The following is a 23,137-nucleotide window of genomic DNA, read 5'->3' as shown; positions in this document are numbered from 1 at the left end:
GAATCGGAATGATTTCGAATTTTGATTTCTATAATAAAATAATTGAATTTATTAAAAAGAAAACAAAAATACGAGAGGAGGACTAAAAATGAATACATTCAAAAAAATAGTAAGTTCGTTTTTAGGAATTTCCCTTTTAACTATTCAATGTCAGCCTATTTATGCAGATGGTGTGAAAGAAAATGAACTTATTCAGCCATCCATGCAATCAAGAAAAACATATGGAAGCAATTACTGGACAACCTCTAATATTAGAGAGTGGTTAAATACTGATAAATCTTATATAAAGTATACAAATCAAGCACCATCTTCAGATAAATTAGGCAACTTTGCTTATGATAAAGAACCAGGTTTCTTGTCAAATTTTAATGTGGAAGAACAAGATGCGATTGCAGTTACAAAACACCGTGTATATGTTTCGCATACAGATGCACAAGCGGGAGTGAAAGATGGAGGGAATACATCTCAATCAGATGTAGCTTATCCAAATCAATCAATGACCTTTAGTTTAAATGGCTTATTAAATAATAATAAAAATTTCTTTTATAAAATGGAAAATGATAAAGTATTTCTTTTAAATGCTTATGAGGCTTATAGCTATTTACAAAAAAGAGGGTGGTCATTGCCAAAGGAATTAACATCTGAAGCACAAAAGAAACATAGTTATTACAACAACTATGAACATTGGATGTTAAGTGGTGGAAGGGCAAACATTGGATACGACCTGACATTTTTAATTACACCTGATTCATCGAGGTCACTTGTATTTGGTTACACAAATAGATTAGGAGGCGTAGTACCTGCTATACATATTAAACCAGATTATAGATTTCAGAATGGGAAGATAGCTAAAGACATTCAGATTGGAGAGAAATTATTATTTGGAAACTATAATGGGGCTCCTATTGAATGGAAGGTTGTCAACAAAACAGAAGAAGGATTTCCGCTTTTATTATCTGAAAAAATCATAGACTTAAAACATTATGATGCTCCTGGGGATGAGGCTTATAAATATTCAGAGGTTGTTGATTTCCAAAAAGAAGATGTGAATATCGTAGAAGAACCTTATCGAAATATTAATAACAGTAAGGATATAACCCCACCAGATTTTAAAATACTAAATGAAGATAAATTGAATATAAGAAGTAATGATGAGTTTACGCTTGAATTAGAAGCAAGTGATGAATCTGATATAGAATATGTCATTTTGCCAAATGGAAACAAGGTGTATAACAAGCGAGTTTCTTACACAATGTCGGAGAATAAAGAATACTTATTTATTGCAAAAGATAAGGTAGGTAATTTTAGATACTTTGTTATTCCAGTTGGAAACATCAATATACCACCAAAAGTAATTATTAATCCTTCTGCAAATGGATGGACAAATAAAGATGTAACGGTAGATATTTCAGCATCAAATGATGTAGGGAGTGCTTTTGCAGAAAAAATTCAAAATAATCGTGATAGAACAGAAGCGATGTGGCCGAATTATACAACATATAAGGGGAAAAGAATTCGTATATCAGGAGATGTTGAATTTATTGAAGCGAAAAAACCTGTAGGAGATTATTTTACAGGAATGGGATTCGTTTTTACTTCGGTCAATAAATCAGGTTCAGAATATAACTTGCAAAAAAATTATCATTTACCAATACGTTATTCTTTAAAAGAATTGCAAGAGAAAAAGAAAGCTCATTTTGACCAGGTTTTCACAGTTCCTGATTATTATTATAAGGATTTAATTCCATGGTCACAAATCAATGTAGATGCACAGGATACGAATTATAAAGTCAAATGGACAAATGTGAAATATGAATTGTTAGACAAAGATGATTTTGCTATTGAAAAAATTATACTTCCAAGTGGAAATTCAATTGGTGAAAAAAGTTATAAAGATACACTAACAAAAGAGGGGAATTATACGTACCAAGTATTAGACAACCGAGGCATGATAACAAAAAAAGATGTGGAAGTAAAGATTGATAAAACACTACCTACAATTCAAGTTGATGGGATAAGTGACAAGTGGACAAATCAAGATGTTAAGTTGAATGTAACGGTTTCTGACTCTCAAAGTGGCGTAGCAAAAACAATCTTACCAAATGGGAGTGAAACGACAAGCACCTCGTTTGAATTTGTTGCAAAGACGAATGGTGATTATCAATTTCAAACATATGATAAAGCGGGTAATGTGGCTGTAAAAAAAGTAGCCATTCGAAACATAGACAAACTACAACCTTATCATCACATTCAATCATCATTCTTATTAGATGAAAAACATAATGTTGATAAATCTGGTAGAGAGATTCGAGTAATCGCTAAAGATGATGAAAGTGGTGTAGATTCGATTCAATTACCAAGTGGTGAATGGGTGCAAGGAGATTCAGTGAAAATTAATGTATATGAAAATGGAGAATATCCATTCAAATTAAAAGATAATGCGGGAAACATAAAGGAAATAACATCTAAAATTTCGGATTTAGAAAAGATATCTATCTCTGGAATTCAAAAGATAGAATATAAGTTAGATGGTGCAGAAAATAAGGGGTGGACTAATTATACTGAGCCGTTTTTCGTGAAAAAAGAAGGTCTTACAACGATTACATCAAGAGCTTATGACAAAGCAGGAAATATTTCGAGTGAAAAATCAAAAGTGGTAAAACTTGATAAGACTAAACCAATAAACAATGGAATTTTAATTACGTTAGAATAAAAAGAGACTCGACTAAACAGTCAGGTCTCTTATTTTTTATTGTAAGAATTAAAAATTGTATAAGAACGATATAATAATAAAAAGATTTAGGGAGGAGGATACATTATGAGAAAATATAAAGCTATGATTATAAGTGCCTTAGTTACTTTAGGTATAAGTAGTTATCCTATTTCTGCACATGCTATTGATAATTTTGAAAATAAGCTTGTAGGGAGTGAAAACTCATATTTAAGAAGGGATGTATGGGGAAGTTCATATTGGGGGTCTTCTAATATTAGAGAATGGTTAAATAGTACTGATAGTGTAGTGAAATATACCAATCTACCTCCAAGTTCTCAAAAATTAGGTAATACTGCATACGATATGGAACCAGGCTTTTTAACTACATTTACAAAGAGTGAACAAGAAGGTATAGCTGTTACGAATCACAGGGTACATGTGAACTTCCATGATGCGAATACTGGTGGGAAACATGGTGGTGGATTACAAAGACCTCCTGCACATGTTGATAACCAATCCCTATTGTTTCAACTTCCAAATATAGAGAGAGAAAAGATGGATTATTTTTATCGGAACGAAAAAGATAAAGTGTTTTTATTAAACATATGGGAAGTGTATGACTATATCCAAAAAAGAGGACTCCCCTTAACGAAATCCATTAGTAAATCTGCAAAAAATAAAAATAGTTACTTTAACGATACAATTCCTTGGCTTACATCGACTGGTTATGCTGAACAAGCTTCAGATAATGTTTCAACAGTAGGATGGGAAGATTCAGCTACAAGAATATCCCGTGCTCAAGAAGCAAAAGGTGTAGTCCCTGCCATTCATTTAAAACCTGAATATAGATTGTCCAATAACATGTTGGCAAAAGACATGAAAATTGGGGACGAAGTTAAATTCGGGACATATTTAGGAGAAGAATTAGTATGGATGGTTGTCAATAAGTCCGAGGATAATTATCCATTATTAATCACTAAAGAAGTCATTGATATAAAGCCTTATGATACACCAGGGGATGATTCTTATTTATACTCTAATTATGTAAGGTTTGAAAAGGGAGACGTCGATATTACAAATGAACCGTTTCAAATGAGAGAGGAAGAATCCGATATAACACCACCTGTTTTTGAAGTGTTAAATAGAGAGGAATTAAATAAAAGACAAAACAAACAATTTGTTTTAAAGGTAAAGGTACAAGATAGTGAAAGTGGTTTAGATTATGTGCAATTACCTAATGGAAACAGAATTAAAACAGGGGAATTTGAATACACTTTTGCAGAGAATAAAGAATACAACTTTGTGTCGAAGGATAAGGCAGGTAATTACAGATACTCAGTTGTTCCAATTGGGAATGTTAACACTCCTTCAAAAGTGGAGATAAAAGCATCTACGGAAGGTTGGACGAATAAAGATGTATCTGTAGAGATTTCCTCTACGAATGATGTGGGGTATGAAGGGACATATAAGCAAGATACCAGAGATTCTTGGCTTCCTATGTGGCAAAACTTCACAACCTATAAAGATAAGAGGGTGAAAATTACTGGAAATGTGGAGTTTATAAATGCAAAAAGAGAACCTGTGAATGAAACTATAGGTGTAGGGTTTTCTTATATTTACATGGGTAATGTTGGGAGTGAATACACATTAAGAAGAACATGGACAAGAGCAAATAATTTTAAGTTGATTGACTTGAAAGGAAAAGGGAAGGTTCATTTTGAAGAAATATTCAAAATTCCTGATAATTATTATAAAGACTTACAACCATGGACACAAATTGATGTTCCTCACATTGACCATGATTTCACAGTGGAATATAGTGACTTAAAATACGAATTATTAGATAATGATGATTTTCAAGTAGATAAAATTACGCTACCAAATGGTCGTGAAGTGCACCAGAACGCCTATAGGGACACGTTAAGTGAAGAGGGCACTTATGTCTATAAAGTATTAGATAATCGTGGGAAAGAGACAGAGAAGACCGTAAAAGTGTTAATAGATAAGGATAATCCTGTATTAAATATTGAAGGAATACCTAACACTTTCACAAATAAGGAAATAGAATTAAAATTAAAAGCCAGTGATAGTAAAAGTGGTGTTTCCCGAATTGAATTGCCGAATAGCAGTCAAACAAATCAAGAAGAGATTTCGTACAAAATAAAAGCGAATGGAAGCTATACATTCAAAGTGTATGATAAAGCAGGGAATGTTACGGTCAAAACCATACAGATAAATCAAATAGATATAACTCCTCCAGAGGTTTCGACAAACGTTTCTATTTCTCAGAATAAAAAAGAAGGATTTATTGATGTGAAGGCTACGGATAGTCAGAGTGGTGTAAGCGAAATAGTATTACCTAATGGGACAAAGCAGAGAGAATCATCAGTTCAATTTAAAGTAGACCAAAATGGTGTATATCCGTTTGTCGTATTCGACAATGCAGGAAATAGAAAAGAAGTAAATGTAAAGGTGAATGGATTAGAAATTCCTGTTTCTTCAGGTATTCAAAAGGTTGAATATACATTAGAGGGAGCGATTAATAAAGGGTGGACTCTTTATAAAGAACCATTTATGATTATGAATGAAGGAATTACGACTGTTAAATCAAGAGTATATGATAAGGCAGGAAACATTTCGGAAACAAAGACGAGAGTTGTTAAGATTGATAAAACAAAACCGAATCAGAATCAAATAAAAATAGAGTTGACTGAATAGAGGGTCAGCTCTTTTTGTTTAGTTTTTTCATTGAATATAGTCTATATAAAATATATAATATAGGAATAAAATGGAGGTGCATATACATGATAAGTAAAAGGAAATTAGGCATATTGTTATTACTCTCTATCACTACAAGTGTATTTGTTGGCTGTTCTAATGAGAATACGCTTATGAAAAAAGATACATGGACTGTCAAAGAGTTAAAAACACAAAAAGAGATAAAATATGAATTGTTAGATGAAAGTGTATTGAATGAAGGTGAAATGAAATCTTGGTATGAAAAAGCATCAAAAGAAAAAGGTGTTCATTCTAAAACGGATAAAGAATACACTTATATTGTAATAGCAGACGGAAAGAAATTCACAACTGGATATGGTATTGAGTTGTTTGATGTAAGAAAGGTAAATAAGGAGATTGTCGTTGGCTATAACGTAGTGGAGCCTGAAAAGAACACAAGTATAGAAGAAAAAGAAAGCTATCCTCATATGATTCTTCGTATAAAAGCTGAAGATGGAAAAATTGTAGGAAAGAAAATAAAAGAAAAATAAAAAAAGAGACAGATTCTGTCTCTTTACCTGTATATAAAGGAAGATTAAAAATTATAATCGTCCCATCTCTCTCAAGTATTGTTCTCTGTTCTTTTTAAGTTCAGGCATTTCTTGAACAGTTTCTACACCTGCAACAACAACTCGATATAGAGAGTACGCAACTAAAAATATTAAATAACCATCCAGTAATTCTTGTAACATACTATCATCTCCTTTTTTTTGTAGAGTTATCACAAACCCTTCCTGATTTCTATATTTACTTATCTTTAATTATATTATAATTAATTAGCATTAATTCGTCAATTATTTTTTTCTAAATAGTTATAAAAGCTACACTACGTGCATAGAGTGTAGCTTTTTTCTTATCTAATTTCATTAAACTTGATTCTATCTTTAATGAAGCCATCAACAATACCAATGTGTGCTTTTCCATTTTTATCAGGGAAACTATCTTCTAATACAACTTCACCTTTGTCAGTTTGTAACGTTGCTTTTAAATGAGAAGATACATACACTTTTGCATTTCTTGGTGCATTTTCTGGAATTAATGTATTCAGGCTAAATCCCTTTTCAGGAAGCGGTAGCTCATTCACATATTGATTAGAAGATGTATAATGGTAACCATTATCCCCAACAATATCAATTGTATATTTACCCTCAATACGTGATGATTTGATTCTTTCATCTCGATATAAATCATAGTAAATTGCAAATTCGATATTGCCTCCTGCCATCATTTTCTGTGGTTCAAAAGCCCATTTAATTGGTTTAAATGTAGTTTGTGAAGGATTTACAACGTTCAACAATTCGAATTCAGTAATATTCAAAGTTGCTAACATAACTTGATTACTTTCGATTCTTGCCACATTTCCTGCATTATCTACTAATACTAATGTAACTTGGCCATTAGATTTTCCACTTAGTTCCCAAGGAATAGTAATCTTGTCTTTTGGAACAGTAGGTAGTACATATTCTTTATCTCCATCTATAATTTTCACCTTATTTATTCCAGATAATTTATCCCCTAATGTAATTGATAAATCTACCTTTTTAGAAGGAACAATTTGAGCACCATTATTGATAGCAATAGAGCCATAAGGAACTGTTTTATCTAAAACAATCGTTTGTTTGACCACTTTACTGACATTTCCAAGTGCATCTGCTACTTTCACATATACATCTTTTTTACCATCGCCTAAAGGTAAGGTGAATGGCAGTTTTTCACTAAATGGTTTTTCAATCCAATTGGTACCATCTACACTAATATACATCTTAGAAGGATAAGAATAGTTATCCTTTGCTGTAATAGAGAGCGTCACATTCTCCGTGTTTGTATAAGTGCTTCCATTATTAATTTGAAAGGAAGTCTCTGGTCCAGACTTGTCTAAAAAGATTCTATCAAAAACATCATCTGAAATGTTTCCTGCTAAATCTTTGTATTGTACAGAAACAGTTCGTATCCCTTCCTCATCTAATAGATTCCAATCTTTATCTTGTTTAAAAGGCTCAAACACAGACCAATTTCCATTGTCATTTTTAAAACGCATTTCATGATTTCCAGAAAGTAAATCCTGTGTTTTTAACTTCAATTTTACTTGTGTTTTATTTGTAACTAATAGTTCTTTTCTTAAATCTGCTATGTTTACGCTGTTTTCCATTTTCTCTGGACTTTTAGCCACGTCAGAGAATCCATAATTCCCATTTCGAGAGGTAATGTAATCTATCTTTTGTTGGTGAATAATGTTTCCATCTGGAAGACGAATTGCATTTAATCCTGTTGTGTTTACCTGAATGAGAGCATGTTCTTCATTTTGTTTCATGTATTGCACATCTAATTCCGACTTTGGTGTGTCTTCTGCATGTACTGGCATACAAAAAAGAAAGGGAATTAGCAAGCTAAGTGAGGCAGTTAGTGAATATTTTGTTTTCTTCATGGATATCAACTCCTTTCGAATTATAAGATAAATCAAAATTGAATAAAGTAAAAGATGAAAAATATCTTATTTCGTTTTATCCTCGTCATTCATTTTATGTGATAACTATAGTCAATATAATAATGACGAAGGTCGAACAGCATAGAGCCGAAATAGTGGTTACCTATGTTGATATTTAATATATGCTAAATGCAGAGAAAAAACATAGGAGGTGTGGCAGATTGGATAGTCAAAAAAACAAAAAAATGTTATATGCGGTAGGGGGTTTAACAACACTCGCTATTTTAATGTTTGGATATCAGAACTTCTATCTCGCAAATCAACAAGAAAAAGTTGGAACAACTATTTATGTCGCAAAAGAGGATATTCAAGCAAAAACAGAAGTAAATGAAAGTATGTTTACACCTGTTCATATTGCCAAGGGTGGTCTTTTAAAAGGCTATGTGACAGATATTAGTCAAATTAAAGGAGCTCAATTAAAGGGTGGTTTGTTAAAGGGTGAACCTATTGCAACACAACGTTTAGAATCGAAAAAAGAAAACACGGATGAAAAGTTGAAAATAAAAATTCAATCAGAATTTATGCCAGACATAAAGAATGCAGATAACGTAAAAGTCTTTGTGTTACTAACAAATAAGCATTCAGAGCAATCAGAAGTGCAGACATTATTTGCAAGTAAAAAAATTGAGGTTTCTGCACAAGCACCTGAAGCAACACAACCATCTAAACAAGAATATTATCTTCAATTAACGGAAGATGAAGTGAAACAATATTACGATGCTCAATCAAAGGGGAAAATTATTATCTCAAAAATGATGAGCTTAGACACGTCAGAGATTAGTTCTGAAGGGGGATATAACCCAAACAGTGAGGTAGCAAAAGGAGCTTCAAATGAAGAAAAGAAAAACAATATGTCTGTAATTAGTTATGAAGTACAAGAAGGTGACACATTAGATGGTTTAGCAATTAAGTTCAAAACGGACAAAGAAACAATCAGTAAATTAAATGGTAACAAAGAAACATTCAAGTCAGGAGAAAATATCACTGTTCCTGCAAAATAAGAGGGGAGTTGGAGAAAAGTGAACAAAGAGAATACAAGCAAAATGATAGTATGTTACCCAATTTTATATGGAAATGGAATGAAATATACAGCTACAAGCATTGCTCATTATTATAAACAAAAACACCCTGATAAAAAAGTAGCATTAGTGGATTTTGATGTAAAGGTTCCTTACTTATGTGCTAATTTTTCGATGGAAGATAAGATTCATGGAATTGATAATTTAATTGAAAAAATTGATGGGGATTTCTTAAATGAAGAGCTGTTTAAAGAGAATATGATTTCCTTGAAAAATAAAGTGGATTTATTAAAAGGTACGAAATTACTGAAGAATTACAATTTAATTGAGAAAAAGCATGTTGAAAAAATGATTGATTTGTTACGTGCTATGTATGACTTTATCGTTGTAACAGTTTCACCAGACATTGATAATGCAGGAACAATCAACGCTTTATTTCATGGAGATGAAATTCTATTAATTGGAAGAAATAATTTTAATAATTTAGAAGCTCTTCCATCTGCTGTTCGAACAGTTACGCATTTTAAACAGAATCATGTATCTGTAAAGTTACTATTTAACATGTTTAATGAACATTCAAATATTGATTTTAGTAGATGTGTAGGAGAGAACAATTTAAGTGTGATTGGCACTATCTTCTATAACGAATCACATATTGATAATCAAAACCTGTTTAAATTTGGAGCGACAAGCAAACTGTTTTCGAATAAAAAACAGCATGAATATACCGAAATTATTGAAGCGATAGAGTAAAAGAGGTGAATGTACATGAATAACGTAAAAATACCAATGGTAATTCGTGATAATGAAGAAGCATTTAAGATTATCGAATTAAAACATAGTGTAGGGAAAACATTTCGATTTTTAGAAGTACAAGATATGTGTAATGCTCTGATTGTACGATTTGATGTGTATGAAACAGGTTTATTATCACTGGATAGACGATACGGGAACGTAAAATTTATCTATAAGGATGAAACGAATGAGTTTACGGATGAAGAAATTGTAGATTTATATGTATCTGATATACAAGATGAAACCCTTCCAGAAGAAGAGGTCATATATCGAAGATTAAAAAATGAAATTCAACTTGAAATGGAGAGCCCAGGGGGTACAACGAAAGAAATAGAAAAACACACAGAACTATTAAAGAAATCAACGATTGATGAAAATGCAAGAAAATACATCATGAGTAAGATTCGAAAAACATTAATTACCTCCGATGAAGTGGATAAGTCAGATGTAGAAAAAATTTCGTATCGACTGTTCGCTGATTTGTATGGAATGGGTGTTCTACAAGAATTAGATGATGACCCTGATATGGGTGAGATTATGGTGAATGCTTGTACGTTTCCACATTTTAAATCTCGTATTTACTACATTAAAAAAGGAGTCAAATACGAATATGATAGAGAGTTTGAAACGTTAAATGAATTGATAAATGTGTTTAATAGGGTAATTGAATTCAATAAAAAGGAATTAAATGCTGTTGAAAATGCGATTGTCGAAGCAACCAGACCAAATCAAGACAGGGTAAACATCATTATTCCTGATGCCTGTCAAAACTATATCTTAAACATCCGTAAATTTACGAACTTTGTTCCTAACTTGAATATGATGAAGAAAAGTGGAACAGTTGATGATTTTATAGATAGATTAATGGATGTTTTAGTTCGTGGGAAAGCAAATATCGGGATTGGTGGACCAATGGGAACAGGTAAAACAACATTTATCAACTATGCATTAACGTACACTGAAAAAATCGAGAGAAAAGTTGTTATTGCTTCTGTAGCAGAAACTGATGTAGAACGTGTTTTGAAAGGTCACGATGTTGTTATTTTTAACGTAGATGAAGAAAAAGATTTTACATTTGATAAGCTTCTACGTACATCATTACGTACTACAGCAGACAGAGTAATCATCCCTGAAAGTCGTGGTGGAGAGTTTAAGCAATTATATGAAGCCAACTTGAAGACCAGAGGGAATATGTTTACAGCCCATGCATTAGATGATTATTCATTTTTAGATATGTGTGTGGATATGTATATGTCCTCTCCTGATGTAGGAAACGAAAGTACCGTTCAAATTCGAAATAAATTATGTAAAGCGATAGATATTATTATTATGATGAGAAAAGTTGGTCGTGATATTCGTATTAAATCTATTTCAGAAATCGTAACAAACGATAAAAATGAATTTACGAAAATGAACTGTCTGTATGAATGGGACTTTGACCCAGAAGACCCATTAGTAGGGAAGTACAAAAGAACAGAAAATCGTATGTCAGATGCTTTGAAAAGCAGATTAAACGAATGGGGCATTCCAATGTCAGAAATGAAAGACTTGTAAGCCGTTTTTTACGGCTTGCAATATTTAGAAGGGAGGTATTTCACTTGTTCCAATTACCAGATTTTAATATGAGTGGTTTAAAAAATCAATTATCTAATATCTTTACAATGGATAAAGTCTTACCAGTTATTATAAATGGGATTTTGATTATATCCGTTGTCATCTGTGCGATGGTTATTTTAAATTTAATCAATGAAAAACGCATGAGAGATAAATTACATGGAAAAACAACAAAGAAAAAAGCTGAAGATGTCTTTTTAAATCGAGTTAGTTTATTTAAGCGATTTTATCAAAACTTAGAATTCTTCTTAATAGAAAAAGGAAAAGAAGGGTTATTAGATATCTATTATTATGGATTTTTAGGTGTGAATGCTTGTATTCTGATTGGATTTATTGTTGTGAAGCAGTATTTCCTTGCTATTGTGATTCCTTTATTTCTACTTTATATAGCAAACAAAATCATAAAAATGTTAGCGGTAGATTTAATGGAGCAAATTGAAGAACAATTACCATCTGCAATTGACCATATTATTCGAATTTCTTCAAAATATGGAGATATGAAAAGTATCATCTATGAAACAGCTCGTTCATGTGATAATCCTTTACGAGAAATATTAGAAAACATCTCTCGTAAAATGATTTCGGGAGATGCAGAAACGGTACTTTTACAATTTGGTGAAGAGTACGACAACGTATGGATTAATAGCTTGGTCTTTACGCTTATCAGCTATATGGAAGATGCGAGTAAGACTACAACGATTGAAAATCTTCGTCATTTAAGAAATATCTTAGAAAAAGAGAATAGATTGAAAAAATCTCGTGTAACAGATGCGAAATATTCTGTGGCAATTAACTATTTTATTGCTGTATTAGCTTCAGGAGCGGGACTACTAAATATTGTTTTAAACCCAAAAGGAAGAGAATTCTTCTTTAGTTCTTTCTTAGGTCTAATTTGTTTCTTATTAGGCTATGGAGCTGTATTGGGAACGATTATGTTAAATATTAAAATGACAAGAGTGAAAAAAAGTAAATAATGAGTAAAAGGAATACACTGTATATCTTTTTACTCATTTGAAAGGAGTTGTTGGTTTCATGCATAATCTTTATATTCTTCCGTTACTGATTGCATTTGCTTTGATTGGACTACATTTTCTAACATCTCAAAAGAGGGTAATGGAAAAGCCGTTTATGAATGACTGGTCCAACACATTGCATATTTTATCATTTGCAGTACCTTTTAAATGGTTTATCCAAACAGATACAAACGATAAAAAAGTAAAAGATATTAACCGTTTAATTATGGAAGCGAATGTCTCAAAGAAAATGAACTATCGAGTGTTCACAACGCTACAAATAGCTATTTTAATGATGTCTTTAGTAGTATTTTTCATTTTAGTTATGCTCATGGATAATATCACGTTTTTAGTAAGTCTTTTATTCAACATTGATTTAACAGAAACGATGAAAAGTCCTGATGGTGTAATTAAGTTTAAATTCATTGTGGGAGCAATCTTACTGCTATTATGTTTAGTTCCTAAGTTTTGGTTAAAGCGAAAAGCAAAAAAGAATAAATTTTCATTTTTAAAAGACTTACCAATTCTGCAATTATTTATTATCTTAATGCTTCGCTCAAAAAGACCCATTAATGAGGTGCTATATTCATTAGCAAAAACAAAAACGAGATATAAGAGTATTTTTGAGGTAGGATATCGCATTTATGTTCGTGATAAAAAAGAAGGATTTAGATATTTAGAAGAATCGTTCGCAGGAACGAAATTCATGGATACAATGCGTATTTTATCTGAGTTCAATGAGTATTCACGAGAAGATGGGATTCAATCATTGGAGAATAACATGCAAGAGATTATCGAACACACGAATAATTTGAAGAGAAGCAAAGATTTATCCAATCTTGTGTACTCTCAAGCTTCTTTATTTATTCCGTTCTTGGCTGTTATTCTATTAGGACTGATTCCAATTGCAATGTACGGAAGTTCCTTACTGGATTCTCCTGCGGGACCTTAACGAAAAGGAATATATTAAACCTGAAAGATGAGATATCTCATCTTTTTTATTCGCTATCAATCTTTAAAAACTTAATATTATATTGTTGTGATTAGATGAAAGGAGGTATTGATTTTATGAATAAATGTGTTTTAGGAACGTTTGCAATAAGTTTTTCACTGTATAGTGTAGGCTTTATAATTGGATATATTCTCAGTAATGGAATGCCGATAGGGGAAACGGAGTGGATTTTATTAGGGCAAAGAACTTTATTGTTCTCAGGTGTTCTAACATTATGCCTATATATCGAATATATTTTAGGAAGAAAAGGGATAATAAAGGACTGATGTGAAGATACGCAGAGCATTGGACATAATTAGAGATGAGTTACATTATGTAACTTGTCTTTTTTGCATAGAATGATGGAGTGAAAGAAAAGGAGGGTGCTTATGGAATTCAAAAAAGTAATAGATTATGTAGAAAAGCATAAAGCATCTCACTTTAGAGATATTCTTAAAAAGAATATCGAAATAACTAATAAAAAGGGGAATGAAAACGAGGGGGGATTATATGGGGATAACAAGAATCAAAGACATAATGAAGCGTGATGGAGAAGAATACTACAAGAATATTTGTAAAGAAAAAATGATTTATAAGATATTAAATGATTACGAGATTAGAAGGTATAAGCCAAGAGGTAAAAACGCCTGTTTAATTCGTGTTTTAGAGCCAGAATATAAAAAATACGGAATTCCTTATAACGTAAACCATTTAGCTGAATTCCATTCTGTCATGGAATTGTATTTTCATGATATTAGAGAATGTTTGCCAAGCCAAGAACGATTTATCTTATTTAATAAAGATTTGGCCATAAGCGTTATAGATTTAATAAATCAAAATCAATTTGACGAAATTATTGTTCATTGCAATGCAGGTCAAAGTAGGAGTGTAGGAATAATGATAGGAATATCTATGCTTCTGAATGATAGTAGATTGAGAGAGTCTATTGAATTAGATAAGTTTTACATGCCAAATCCAATTGTTGTGGATGTTTTTAAACAAGTATTGAACCATTGATATAACATTACAACTGAATATTAAGTTGCGTAAAAGCATATAAGATATTATGAATCAAAAAAACAATGATTCGTCAAGCTCAGACAGGTATTAAGTGGTTTGAGCGAATAACGTAGATGAATCAATATATAATAATAAAAAAATGTAATGGAGGGATGTTTAATGAAAAATGTAATGCGTAAAATTAAAAATTCTAAGGGGTATGTATCAATTGAAACAATTATCGTAGCGGGTCTGATTATTGGTTTAGGTGTAGCAACAGTAATCTTATTCCAAAATAAAGGAAATACAGTTACAGATAAAGCGATGACAAATATTGATACTGCAACAAATCAATATAAAGTAGTTGACCCAAGTGCGAAACAATAAGGTAAAAAACTACTTAAAAATTATTGTATAGAAGAAAGACTTTTCCGTAAGGTCGTCTTGTAATAGGGATAAAAGCTTATGCAAGATTAAAGGAGCTAAAAATAAACTTTAAAAGAAAATGGGGGAATGCGAAAATGAAAAATATGTTAAAGAAAATTAAAAACTCAAAAGGATATGTTTCGATTGAAACAATTATCGTAGCAGGTTTAATCATTGGTTTAGGTGTAGCGACAGTAATCTTATTCCAAAACAAAGGAAATACAGTTACAGATAAAGCGATGACGAATATTGACACTGCAACAAGCCAATACAAAGTAGTTGACCCAAATAAAGGGGCTAACTAATTACCGTAGTCATTTAAATAGAGACGAAAGACCCTTCCGAAAGGTCGTCTGGTGATGAGGGTAATAGCTCGCACGGGATTAAAGGAATGAAAAACAAAAACAAAAATAAAAACCAAAATGGGGGAATGTAAAAATGAAAAATATGTTAAAAAAAGTTAAAAACTCAAAAGGATATGTATCAATTGAAACAATTATTGTAGCAGGTTTAATTATCGGTTTAGGTGTAGCAACGGTAATTTTATTCCAAAACAAAGGGAATACAGTTACAGATAAAGCGATGACGAATATTGATACTGCAACAAATCAGTATAAAGTAGTAGACCCAAGCACGAAGTAATATAAACTACTAAATTGAATAGAATGATTAAAACTATAGATATTTTATGTCTATAGTTTTTTAATTTATCAACAACATATAGTAAAGATTAGTAGTGTATCAATATAAAATAAAATAATACAAAAAAATATATTATATAACATAAACTTTATAAAATATCGTGTTGGACAAGGGAGGTTAGTATATAATGAGTATTTTGAAACGAATAAAAGGATTTGTTTCTATAGAAGCTGTCGTGAGTATGTCTGCGATTTTAATCGTTGTATTTTTAGGGATAGGATTTATTAGTTATATGTATCCAAAACTAACATTGGAAAAAGAAGTACATCTTCTTGCACAGAAAGCAAAAGTGCAGGGGGGACTAACAAATCAGCAATCAGAACCGATTAATAGTGATTTAGAAATATTCTATAAGAAAATGCAAGAAAAGGGATATAAACGGGAGGATGTAAAGGTAATAGCTAAAACATATACAGGTGGATTAAATTGTATTGGTGTTACACCTATTAATGGAGAAGGCTTGAATTACATAAAAAAAGATAGCAAAGACCCTATTGAAATTACTGTTACATTACCTGCGAATAAACAAGGACTATTAGGAGCATTTGCATTCTTTAATTATAAAGATAAATCAAGTAATGTTTACATTTTTAAAGAAACTGTAATGTCAGAGAGGTGGTAAAAATTGAAGAAAATATGTAATCTCATTAAGAATAAAAAAGGTGTGACTTCCGTATATGTCATCCTTATTATTTCCGTATTATTACCTTTAATTATGTTTCTATCTATAGATGTACCACACTACTTAGATTCAAGTAGAAAAATTAAAAATACTTTGGATAATGCAAGTTCATCTGCCATTACACTGTTAAATGACCAAAAAATATCAGAAGGTGTATTAGAAGTAGATAAGCAGGTTGCAGATGCTATGATAAAGAGAATTATAAAAAATGACTTATCTTTAGATGACAATTATATGCCTTTAAAAGGGAGCATTGTTTCTAAAAAACCAAATATAAAAACATATGTTGTTAATAACCCAAAGGGAATTGAAACAGTTCAAACACCTATTGATAACGTAAAAGTAAATAAAACAAGTGTAATTATTTATGCTGAAATACCTGTAAAAGGATTATTCTTCACATTTAATGAAGTGACAATGAGAAAGGTAGCAGTCAGTCAAGCTCAGTTCTAAGTTTTATTGACTATAGTTTTCATAAAAAATATAATTGTAATGAATAAGGTACCGTATGATGCGGTGCTTTTTTATTTATGGAGGTGTAAAATAGAAATGATTTTTATAGTGATTGGATTATTGGGGATGTTAGTTGGAGCTTGCATGTTATGGAGTGTAAGTAAAGTATATGAAAAATATAGTTTTCATAAAAAAGAACATCTAATGAGTGCAATTTTAAATGGCCTCTTTTATGTGCTTATCTATATGAAGTTTGGATTCATTCCTTATGCATGGTTGTTAATGATTCTGTCTATTATTCTTACAGCATTATTCGTGATAGATTTTAAGTATCAAGATTTGCCTGATGGATTAAATGTATTGGTATTCCTGTTAAGTGTTGTTTATCTTGTAGCATGGAGGATAGAGACCCCTATTCCTTATGTAATAACAGCTATTTCACTTTTTGTAGGATTTCTACTCTTGGCACTATTAACAGGTGCTTTAGGTGGAGGAGACATTAAATTTATTGGGGCAATTGGGTTGTTCTTTCATTATAATCAAATTCCTCAACTATTGATGTATGCATTCTTTACAGCATCTATATTTGCTGTAGGGTTAATGATTTTTAAGAAAAGTAAAAAAGATGATATGTTTGCATTTGGACCATTCCTTATTATTGGTGTACTTGCAACATTACTTGTATAAGTAGTCTATATGACTGCTTTTTATTTTAATTGTTTTTTATAAATGGAATTTTAAAATGTTTTGTATATAGGTTTATGTTTCGGAGGGGTTTTTGTTGCTGTTTCTTTCTTTTGTTTTATAGTGTTTGTTATACTTATTAATATTGGGGCTTTAGTGGATTTTTATGTTTGACAAGCAAGTTAACGTTTACATAATCAAAGACAGATGAGGAGATGATGTTTAAATGAATGGGTCATTTAAGGTGGTAGATATTTTAACAAAAAGAGTAATAAAAGTGTATTCTTATGCCACTATAACAGATAAAGAGAAAAAGAAATTAAGAGAGAACAATAACATTCTTATGTTTTGTTGTTGTGGGAAAGAGGATATAGAACAAAAAATCAGTTCAGATTTAAAAATATATAATGCGGTAAATGGAGCAGTTCATGATATAGACTGTTATAAACATCATGATTATCAACCAATTGATTATAAAAGTGGTTGGGGAGAAGAGATGCAAGATGGTAAAATAGTTTATACTGCAAATCTTGTTGGTCTAATTCCAGAGAATAAAAAGGAAACACTTCCTGTAGACGATAGGATTGGTACTACATCTAATATGGGAAATAATGCTTCAACAAAAAAGGTTGAAGGTAAAGTAACAATAAGAGGTTTTTGCACAAGATTAAATTTGTTGACTTGGAAGAAATACAGATATTTTCAAGCAAAAGAAAAAGTGAGTATAGAAGAGTTTGGGAAAAAAATATTTGCAATGAGTGGTCAAATACAGATATCAAGTAAAAAGAAATTTTTAGGGGATTTATGGTTTAAGAAATCAAAAGTAAAAACATTAAATCCTAAAAAGGATAGTTTGTTTATCTATATGAAGTATATAGATTATGAAGAGAAAGAATATGGCGTTAAGGTTCAATGTGTAGACAATTTTGGCAAAAAACATTTTTTCTTTGTAGAAAAGGATGTACTTGACGATAAATTAAAAAATGAACGAGTTATAAACGGAACTATGATTATTAGTGGCTTCGTGCATCGTAAAAAACTAAAATCTGAGGTATTATACTTGGGGGAATTTAGTTTATTTAAAGTAAATAAGTATGGTTTGTTTTCAGAAAGTAGCCATGAAATAGAAGTATATGAAGAAATGACTAATAAAGGTATTCCATTTTACAAGCCATTTGAGGGGTTATTGGAGTTTAATGATTACAAAGCGGATTTTATTATTGATTCTACTAAAAAAATTGTAGGAGAAGTGTTTGGGGTAAATACAGAGGAGTATCTAATAGATAGAGAGAAAAAAATACAGCTTATGAATAATTTAAAAGATAAATATGATTTTTGGTATTGGGATGCATATGCAGGGAAATCAATGCCACGGATTCCAGATGAATGGAGTAAATAGTAGTATTCTATAAATACATGCATATATTTATGATTGCTGAAGTTGAATTTGAAATATAAAAAGTTGCCATTAAAAGGGCAACTTACATGATTTTTCCGTCAAGAAGGCAACTTATATAAATAGTCAAAAGTATTTATGTTATGCAATAAGTGTTTATATTATAAGAGGAAGTTAAAAATAAAGAATTAAATGATGTGATTGTTTTATAAAATGAAAATAACCGCCCTACCAGTGAGCGGTTATTTTTTTCTAAGGCATCCGCAACTACCTTAGAAATCCTTTCTCTTCCTTAGAGAAACTGAAGTGACCCTATGGACTCTTTTCATTTCTATTATAACATGTTTGTTATAATAGAAATACAGATAGATTTATTTTAAAGTGTTTTTGAAAGTAGGTAATATTTATGAGTCCAGTATATGCTTCTTTTTTTGTATCTATTTATGTGGGAGTAGGTATGTTGTTTATGCATTACCTTTTAAAGAAAGCGTATCATGCACAGGAAATAGAGAATGACGTGAATGAAGAAGAAAATATGTACTTAGGATTGGCTAAGATGTTTGAGAATATACAATCAATAGCAGGACATAGATTTGCAAGTATGGTATATGCAATAGGTGGCTTAATAGGGTTTCCTTTATTCATTATTTTTGTAGTTGTTGAAATGTTAATTGGTCTGCTTTCTATTTTCGAAAAAATATTTTTATCAGATATTGATGAAGACGAAGAAGAAGACGAAATACATGATAAAAAGATGTAAATCTGATTAGAAGTGAATGACAAGCTCATTCGCTTCTTTTTTATTTGTAAAATAAAATTTACTAAAATATTGAAGCGGGAACAAATATGTAGTAGAATGACAATATTAATTGACTATAGTTGATAAAAATATAATATTTAGGGATGGGAGCTATAACTTTGAAATCCATGAAAACAGAATTAATTTTACAAGAAGACGATTCAGTAGATAATGCATTTCAACTTGCAAAACAAAGATATGAAGATGCAGAGAGGAATAGAGCTGAAAAACTACATGCATACCGTTTAGCAGATGATGAAGTGAAAATAGCATTTAGGCAGTTGGAATTACTCTGTCCTCATAAAAATATGAAAGGTATCTTCTTCAAGGATTGTGCAGACTGTAGTTATAGTAAGTTCCTTTTTTGATGAATGATAGGAGAATTGGAGTGGATAGATATGTATTTATCAGGAATGAGAAAGAAGATAACAGACCTATTAAAAATGGCAAAAGATAAATATGAGGGGGAACTTGTGCTTCTACCTTTAGGATGTGTAGAAAACGAAAAACCTATGGATAGATATTTAATTGCCCAGGTGTTTGAAGTAAACGTTGTAGAGAATTATGTAGAAATTGTCTATGATTTTGACGGATGTACAGAGTTATCTGAAGTCTTAACTGTAGAACAGTTTGATAAGCATGTAGAATTATTGGAATTAAATAATTCACTTCGAGAAATAGCTTTACGTTTACTGTTCGGAAAAAAGATAGACATAAATGCATGTACGAATGATTACATTGTGGAATTCAGAGAGTCAAGATTAATAGATGAAACGCCACTGAATTATCTAATAAATAAAGGATACTACGTTCGAAAATATATGTTAGAAAAAGATACTTATCATATTTCAAAAACGAAAAGAAAGGGGATATAAGAAATGAATAAAAGAATGAAACGTAAAACAGCGAAACGAGTAAACACGCAACGTCATGAAAAATTGTTGTCTACAATTCAAGAAGTATTCACGGTAGATACGAAACTGTTTTTAAACGGATATTTTGTTTTTGATATGGGGCTCCGTTCGGTATGCCATTTCACTTTAAAAGAAACTCCTAATTGGATATATGCGATTTGGTTACTTCAGAATGATTCTTATGTTGTGTTTGGTGAACATAAGAAGTTAATTGATAAGTTTAAGCCAAGCAGAACCTATGTAAGCTTTGATAATCATGTGGGTGATTTTTTAAATCAAGTTAAAAATATTGAAGAGAAACCGAAGTTATATTTTGTAGATTCCTTAACATATGGAGATGCATTGAAAGATTTTTCAAGAGATGAAAATGGTTTTTATTCGGGTTACCAGGTTATAAGAGAATTTAATGAAGATAGCGGTTGTTGGGACAAGATTTCAAGAAATGTTGAATTAACACAAGAAGAATATGTAAAGCAGAAGTATGAAGAGTTTATGAAAGATGAGCAAATTCATAAAAATAATGTTGAAGCTGATAGAAAGAATACATTTGAGTTCTTTAAGAAACTGCCATATCAGTTTGAAGATATCGTTGCAATTGGTGTTGTTGATAGAAACGAAAAAGGAATAAGTTGTTATCCGAGATATGATATTGGTGTTGTTGTAAATCCTAACATGTCTGATGAAGAATTCGATGCATTTCATGATAAAGTAGATAAGTTTATTACAGATTCTGTTTATTCAAAAGAAAGAAAAACACATGAACATCAATTTGATTTATATGGATTCTACGATGAGTTAAAAGACATTAACGAAGCAGATTATAAGTTTTATAAAAACTAAGTATGGGGGAATGAACGTGATTTTTGAGGGGGCATTTAATGTTTGAAGCGGGGGATTATGTCATGGTTAATCATCCTGATTATCCAGAATCGGAAGGATTAGCACGAGTGATAAGAGCAACATCTAAAATTCTATGGGTGGAGTTCCTTGAACGTAAAGGAAAATGGATGGTTCATGAGGATTATCTACGAAAAGCAACAAATGAGGAAATCGAGGTGAAAAACTAAACAAAATTGTTCTTAAAATGGCTTTTGAAGTTTAAAAAGAGATGGAGGGTTCTAAATGCAAGTAGTAATTCATTTGAAGCATGGTGGATTTTCGGTAATTGATTCTGAGGATAATGAAACAACGATGGAAGTTTTTAATGCATTCAAGAAAGTTAATTTTAATAGAAAAGGGGATTATGTTTCTGCTAATGTGGTTATTCCTTATAATGAAATCAAATTTGTAGAGCTTAAAGGAATTTAAAAATTCGTTATTTAGGAGAGAAGGAGAATGCGAAATGAAAAACAGAGAGTTTCATATTTTAATTGCGGAGCAGGTAATGGGATGGAAAGTAGAGACTGCACCTGATGGAACTGATTTTTTTGATACAGGTATTTTCTGTGGGGGAAGAGATATAGACGATGTTGGAATCCTTGAAAAAGATAATCTAAATGTATTTAAACCAACTAAGAATCTACAGGATGCCTGGTTAGTAATTGAGAAAATGCGAAAGGATTATCATTTCAACTTCTCATTAACTACACCAGAAGAAAGTTCTTTAAAAACAAAATGCTATTTTCAATTAGGTGATATTGAAGTGAGTGCTGTGTGTGAAACTGTACAAATGGCTATCTGTAAGTCTGCAATCTTGGCAATTGAAGCCTTAACAAAATCGTTATTGAACGGAAAAGAGGAATGAGTAATGGAAAAACAGAAGGAGTTAGTCGCTTTAAATGAAGATGACAGGGCAATTGCTTTAAAAGGATTAAAAGATTTATGTTTCTCGGCACATCAAATGCACGAATTGTTATCTCAAGATAAGCTAACGGAAGAAGCGAAGGCTCTGTTTATCTCTTTATCAGAAAGATACATTTCAGATGTAGCGAAAGCAACAAACTATGAATCTGATTTAGCGAAGGAAAGAGAGAGACGAAGTGCAGACCTTAGAAATGCAAATTTACGTATTAGAGAATTAAAACAACAGATGGCTGAAATGAAGCCTATTGATGGCTTGAAGGAGCAACTTCATTCATTAACCAATACAATTAAAGACTGGTGGAGAGAACTTGGATTTAATTATATTTCTGAAATGACTTTCACTGATTATGGTGGATTGAATGTGAAGTTTGCTTTTAGTTTGAATCGGTGTAGCAGAATATTTAGCAGAAAACCAATGTCAGATAAAAAAGAGGCCGTAGATAAAATTCAACAACTATGTGATAAAGGATTCGTTCTTATGAAGGAAGGTAACGAATTACAATTAGCGGATAATGATACGAATAAGAAATTATTAATAAACCTGTTAGAAGAAAGATTCCCAAGTATACAAATAGAACGAATAGAGGCTTCTTTCGAAAGAGATAATCAAGAATCTTATATTGAATCAGTAAAAGCATATATTGGAGAATTACATGAAATTTAACAGAAGATAAATATATTAAATAAGTGAAATAGAGGAATACAAATGGAATCTAATCTTATTACAGCTAAAAGAACTTGAATTTGGAATTGATTTAGGGTGTGTAATAGATGCACCAGATGGTAAAGACGTGATTGTAAGAGAAATATCAAGTGTCAAATATACAACTGATAATCAAGTCGAAATACGAATCGTAGGTGAATATCTCTG

General features: G+C 31.2%; 28 protein-coding genes. 26 read left to right on the top strand and 2 right to left on the bottom strand.

What is annotated here, in order from left to right:
• Window positions 1–88 precede the first annotated feature (88 nt).
• From CQ064_RS09810 to CQ064_RS09800, 3 genes are all read left to right on the top strand, one after another.
• Window positions 89–2,713: an OmpL47-type beta-barrel domain-containing protein gene (locus tag CQ064_RS09810; protein ID WP_001091317.1), complete on the top strand. Its 2,625-nt coding sequence runs from the start codon at window positions 89–91 to the stop codon at window positions 2,711–2,713.
• A 105-nt stretch (window positions 2,714–2,818) separates the two neighbouring features.
• Window positions 2,819–5,431: an OmpL47-type beta-barrel domain-containing protein gene (locus CQ064_RS09805; protein WP_001233875.1), complete on the top strand. Its 2,613-nt coding sequence runs from the start codon at window positions 2,819–2,821 to the stop codon at window positions 5,429–5,431.
• Window positions 5,432–5,517: 86 nt separating this feature from the next.
• On the top strand, window positions 5,518–5,982 hold the full coding sequence (locus tag CQ064_RS09800) for a protease complex subunit PrcB family protein (protein WP_000624051.1): 465 nt from the start codon (window positions 5,518–5,520) through the stop codon (window positions 5,980–5,982).
• A 51-nt stretch (window positions 5,983–6,033) separates the two neighbouring features.
• Here CQ064_RS09800 and CQ064_RS33530 read toward each other — a convergent pair whose 3' ends face one another.
• On the bottom strand, window positions 6,034–6,183 hold the full coding sequence (locus tag CQ064_RS33530) for a hypothetical protein (protein ID WP_000938781.1): 150 nt from the start codon (window positions 6,181–6,183) through the stop codon (window positions 6,034–6,036).
• A gap of 161 nt (window positions 6,184–6,344) precedes the next feature.
• Window positions 6,345–7,916, bottom strand: a complete 1,572-nt coding sequence (locus tag CQ064_RS09795) for a hypothetical protein (RefSeq protein ID WP_000751600.1) — start codon at window positions 7,914–7,916, stop codon at window positions 6,345–6,347.
• A gap of 221 nt (window positions 7,917–8,137) precedes the next feature.
• On the opposite strand from CQ064_RS09795, the gene CQ064_RS09790 reads away from it, so the two are divergent.
• The 23 genes from CQ064_RS09790 to CQ064_RS09685 all read left to right on the top strand — a co-directional run bounded on the left by CQ064_RS09790 (window position 8,138) and on the right by CQ064_RS09685 (window position 22,930).
• Complete coding sequence (locus CQ064_RS09790) at window positions 8,138–8,977, top strand: LysM peptidoglycan-binding domain-containing protein (protein WP_000378198.1); 840 nt, start codon at window positions 8,138–8,140, stop codon at window positions 8,975–8,977.
• A gap of 18 nt (window positions 8,978–8,995) precedes the next feature.
• Window positions 8,996–9,748 (top strand): CpaE/TadZ family protein, encoded by a 753-nt coding sequence (locus tag CQ064_RS09785; RefSeq protein ID WP_001031299.1) that lies wholly within the window; start codon window positions 8,996–8,998, stop codon window positions 9,746–9,748.
• 15 nt (window positions 9,749–9,763) lie between these two features.
• The gene (locus CQ064_RS09780; protein ID WP_001066995.1) at window positions 9,764–11,344 is read left to right on the top strand and encodes an ATPase, T2SS/T4P/T4SS family; all 1,581 of its coding nucleotides are present in this window, start codon (window positions 9,764–9,766) and stop codon (window positions 11,342–11,344) included.
• Between the two features lie 44 nt (window positions 11,345–11,388).
• Window positions 11,389–12,378 (top strand): type II secretion system F family protein, encoded by a 990-nt coding sequence (locus CQ064_RS09775; RefSeq protein ID WP_000487173.1) that lies wholly within the window; start codon window positions 11,389–11,391, stop codon window positions 12,376–12,378.
• Window positions 12,379–12,436: 58 nt separating this feature from the next.
• Window positions 12,437–13,369, top strand: a complete 933-nt coding sequence (locus tag CQ064_RS09770) for a hypothetical protein (RefSeq protein ID WP_000551757.1) — start codon at window positions 12,437–12,439, stop codon at window positions 13,367–13,369.
• A gap of 116 nt (window positions 13,370–13,485) precedes the next feature.
• Entirely contained in the window at window positions 13,486–13,695 is a 210-nt protein-coding gene (locus CQ064_RS09765; RefSeq protein ID WP_001030568.1) for a hypothetical protein, read from the top strand.
• A gap of 102 nt (window positions 13,696–13,797) precedes the next feature.
• Window positions 13,798–13,956: a hypothetical protein gene (locus CQ064_RS33525; RefSeq protein WP_000394605.1), complete on the top strand. Its 159-nt coding sequence runs from the start codon at window positions 13,798–13,800 to the stop codon at window positions 13,954–13,956.
• Entirely contained in the window at window positions 13,919–14,425 is a 507-nt protein-coding gene (locus tag CQ064_RS09760) for a protein-tyrosine phosphatase family protein (RefSeq protein ID WP_003320075.1), read from the top strand. Before CQ064_RS33525 ends, CQ064_RS09760 begins: the two co-directional genes overlap by 38 nt.
• A gap of 162 nt (window positions 14,426–14,587) precedes the next feature.
• Entirely contained in the window at window positions 14,588–14,794 is a 207-nt protein-coding gene (locus CQ064_RS09755; protein ID WP_000800239.1) for a hypothetical protein, read from the top strand.
• Between the two features lie 134 nt (window positions 14,795–14,928).
• Complete coding sequence (locus tag CQ064_RS09750) at window positions 14,929–15,138, top strand: hypothetical protein (RefSeq protein WP_000794173.1); 210 nt, start codon at window positions 14,929–14,931, stop codon at window positions 15,136–15,138.
• 133 nt (window positions 15,139–15,271) lie between these two features.
• Window positions 15,272–15,475 (top strand): hypothetical protein, encoded by a 204-nt coding sequence (locus CQ064_RS09745; RefSeq protein WP_000794174.1) that lies wholly within the window; start codon window positions 15,272–15,274, stop codon window positions 15,473–15,475.
• 187 nt (window positions 15,476–15,662) lie between these two features.
• Window positions 15,663–16,157, top strand: a complete 495-nt coding sequence (locus CQ064_RS09740; RefSeq protein WP_000025582.1) for a hypothetical protein — start codon at window positions 15,663–15,665, stop codon at window positions 16,155–16,157.
• A 3-nt stretch (window positions 16,158–16,160) separates the two neighbouring features.
• Entirely contained in the window at window positions 16,161–16,670 is a 510-nt protein-coding gene (locus CQ064_RS09735; protein WP_000717646.1) for a hypothetical protein, read from the top strand.
• A 96-nt stretch (window positions 16,671–16,766) separates the two neighbouring features.
• On the top strand, window positions 16,767–17,357 hold the full coding sequence (locus CQ064_RS09730) for a prepilin peptidase (protein WP_000576310.1): 591 nt from the start codon (window positions 16,767–16,769) through the stop codon (window positions 17,355–17,357).
• Between the two features lie 223 nt (window positions 17,358–17,580).
• Window positions 17,581–18,753, top strand: coding sequence for a hypothetical protein (locus CQ064_RS09725; RefSeq protein ID WP_001014477.1), 1,173 nt, complete (start codon window positions 17,581–17,583; stop codon window positions 18,751–18,753).
• A gap of 403 nt (window positions 18,754–19,156) precedes the next feature.
• A complete protein-coding gene (locus tag CQ064_RS09720; RefSeq protein ID WP_000075605.1) occupies window positions 19,157–19,510 on the top strand; it encodes a hypothetical protein in 354 nt (117 codons plus the stop codon).
• 167 nt (window positions 19,511–19,677) lie between these two features.
• Complete coding sequence (locus tag CQ064_RS09715) at window positions 19,678–19,917, top strand: hypothetical protein (protein ID WP_003273224.1); 240 nt, start codon at window positions 19,678–19,680, stop codon at window positions 19,915–19,917.
• 15 nt (window positions 19,918–19,932) lie between these two features.
• On the top strand, window positions 19,933–20,424 hold the full coding sequence (locus CQ064_RS09710) for a hypothetical protein (RefSeq protein WP_142389148.1): 492 nt from the start codon (window positions 19,933–19,935) through the stop codon (window positions 20,422–20,424).
• 3 nt (window positions 20,425–20,427) lie between these two features.
• Window positions 20,428–21,303, top strand: a complete 876-nt coding sequence (locus CQ064_RS09705; protein ID WP_001042539.1) for a hypothetical protein — start codon at window positions 20,428–20,430, stop codon at window positions 21,301–21,303.
• A gap of 38 nt (window positions 21,304–21,341) precedes the next feature.
• Entirely contained in the window at window positions 21,342–21,530 is a 189-nt protein-coding gene (locus tag CQ064_RS09700; RefSeq protein WP_000460991.1) for a hypothetical protein, read from the top strand.
• 55 nt (window positions 21,531–21,585) lie between these two features.
• Entirely contained in the window at window positions 21,586–21,771 is a 186-nt protein-coding gene (locus CQ064_RS09695; protein WP_001198461.1) for a hypothetical protein, read from the top strand.
• Window positions 21,772–21,805: 34 nt separating this feature from the next.
• Window positions 21,806–22,207 carry a BC1872 family protein gene (locus CQ064_RS09690; RefSeq protein WP_000797112.1) on the top strand — a complete coding sequence of 134 codons (402 nt, stop codon included), beginning with the start codon at window positions 21,806–21,808 and terminating at the stop codon, window positions 22,205–22,207.
• Between the two features lie 3 nt (window positions 22,208–22,210).
• Complete coding sequence (locus CQ064_RS09685) at window positions 22,211–22,930, top strand: hypothetical protein (RefSeq protein WP_000414819.1); 720 nt, start codon at window positions 22,211–22,213, stop codon at window positions 22,928–22,930.
• Window positions 22,931–23,137: the final 207 nt, after the last annotated feature.

Origin of the sequence: Bacillus sp. MYb78, from assembly GCF_002975115.1 — a bacterium.
GTDB lineage: Bacteria > Bacillota > Bacilli > Bacillales > Bacillaceae_G > Bacillus_A > Bacillus_A cereus.
The sequence above is the reverse complement of the archived record's forward strand: the minus strand, read 5'-3'. Positions and strand labels throughout refer to the sequence as shown.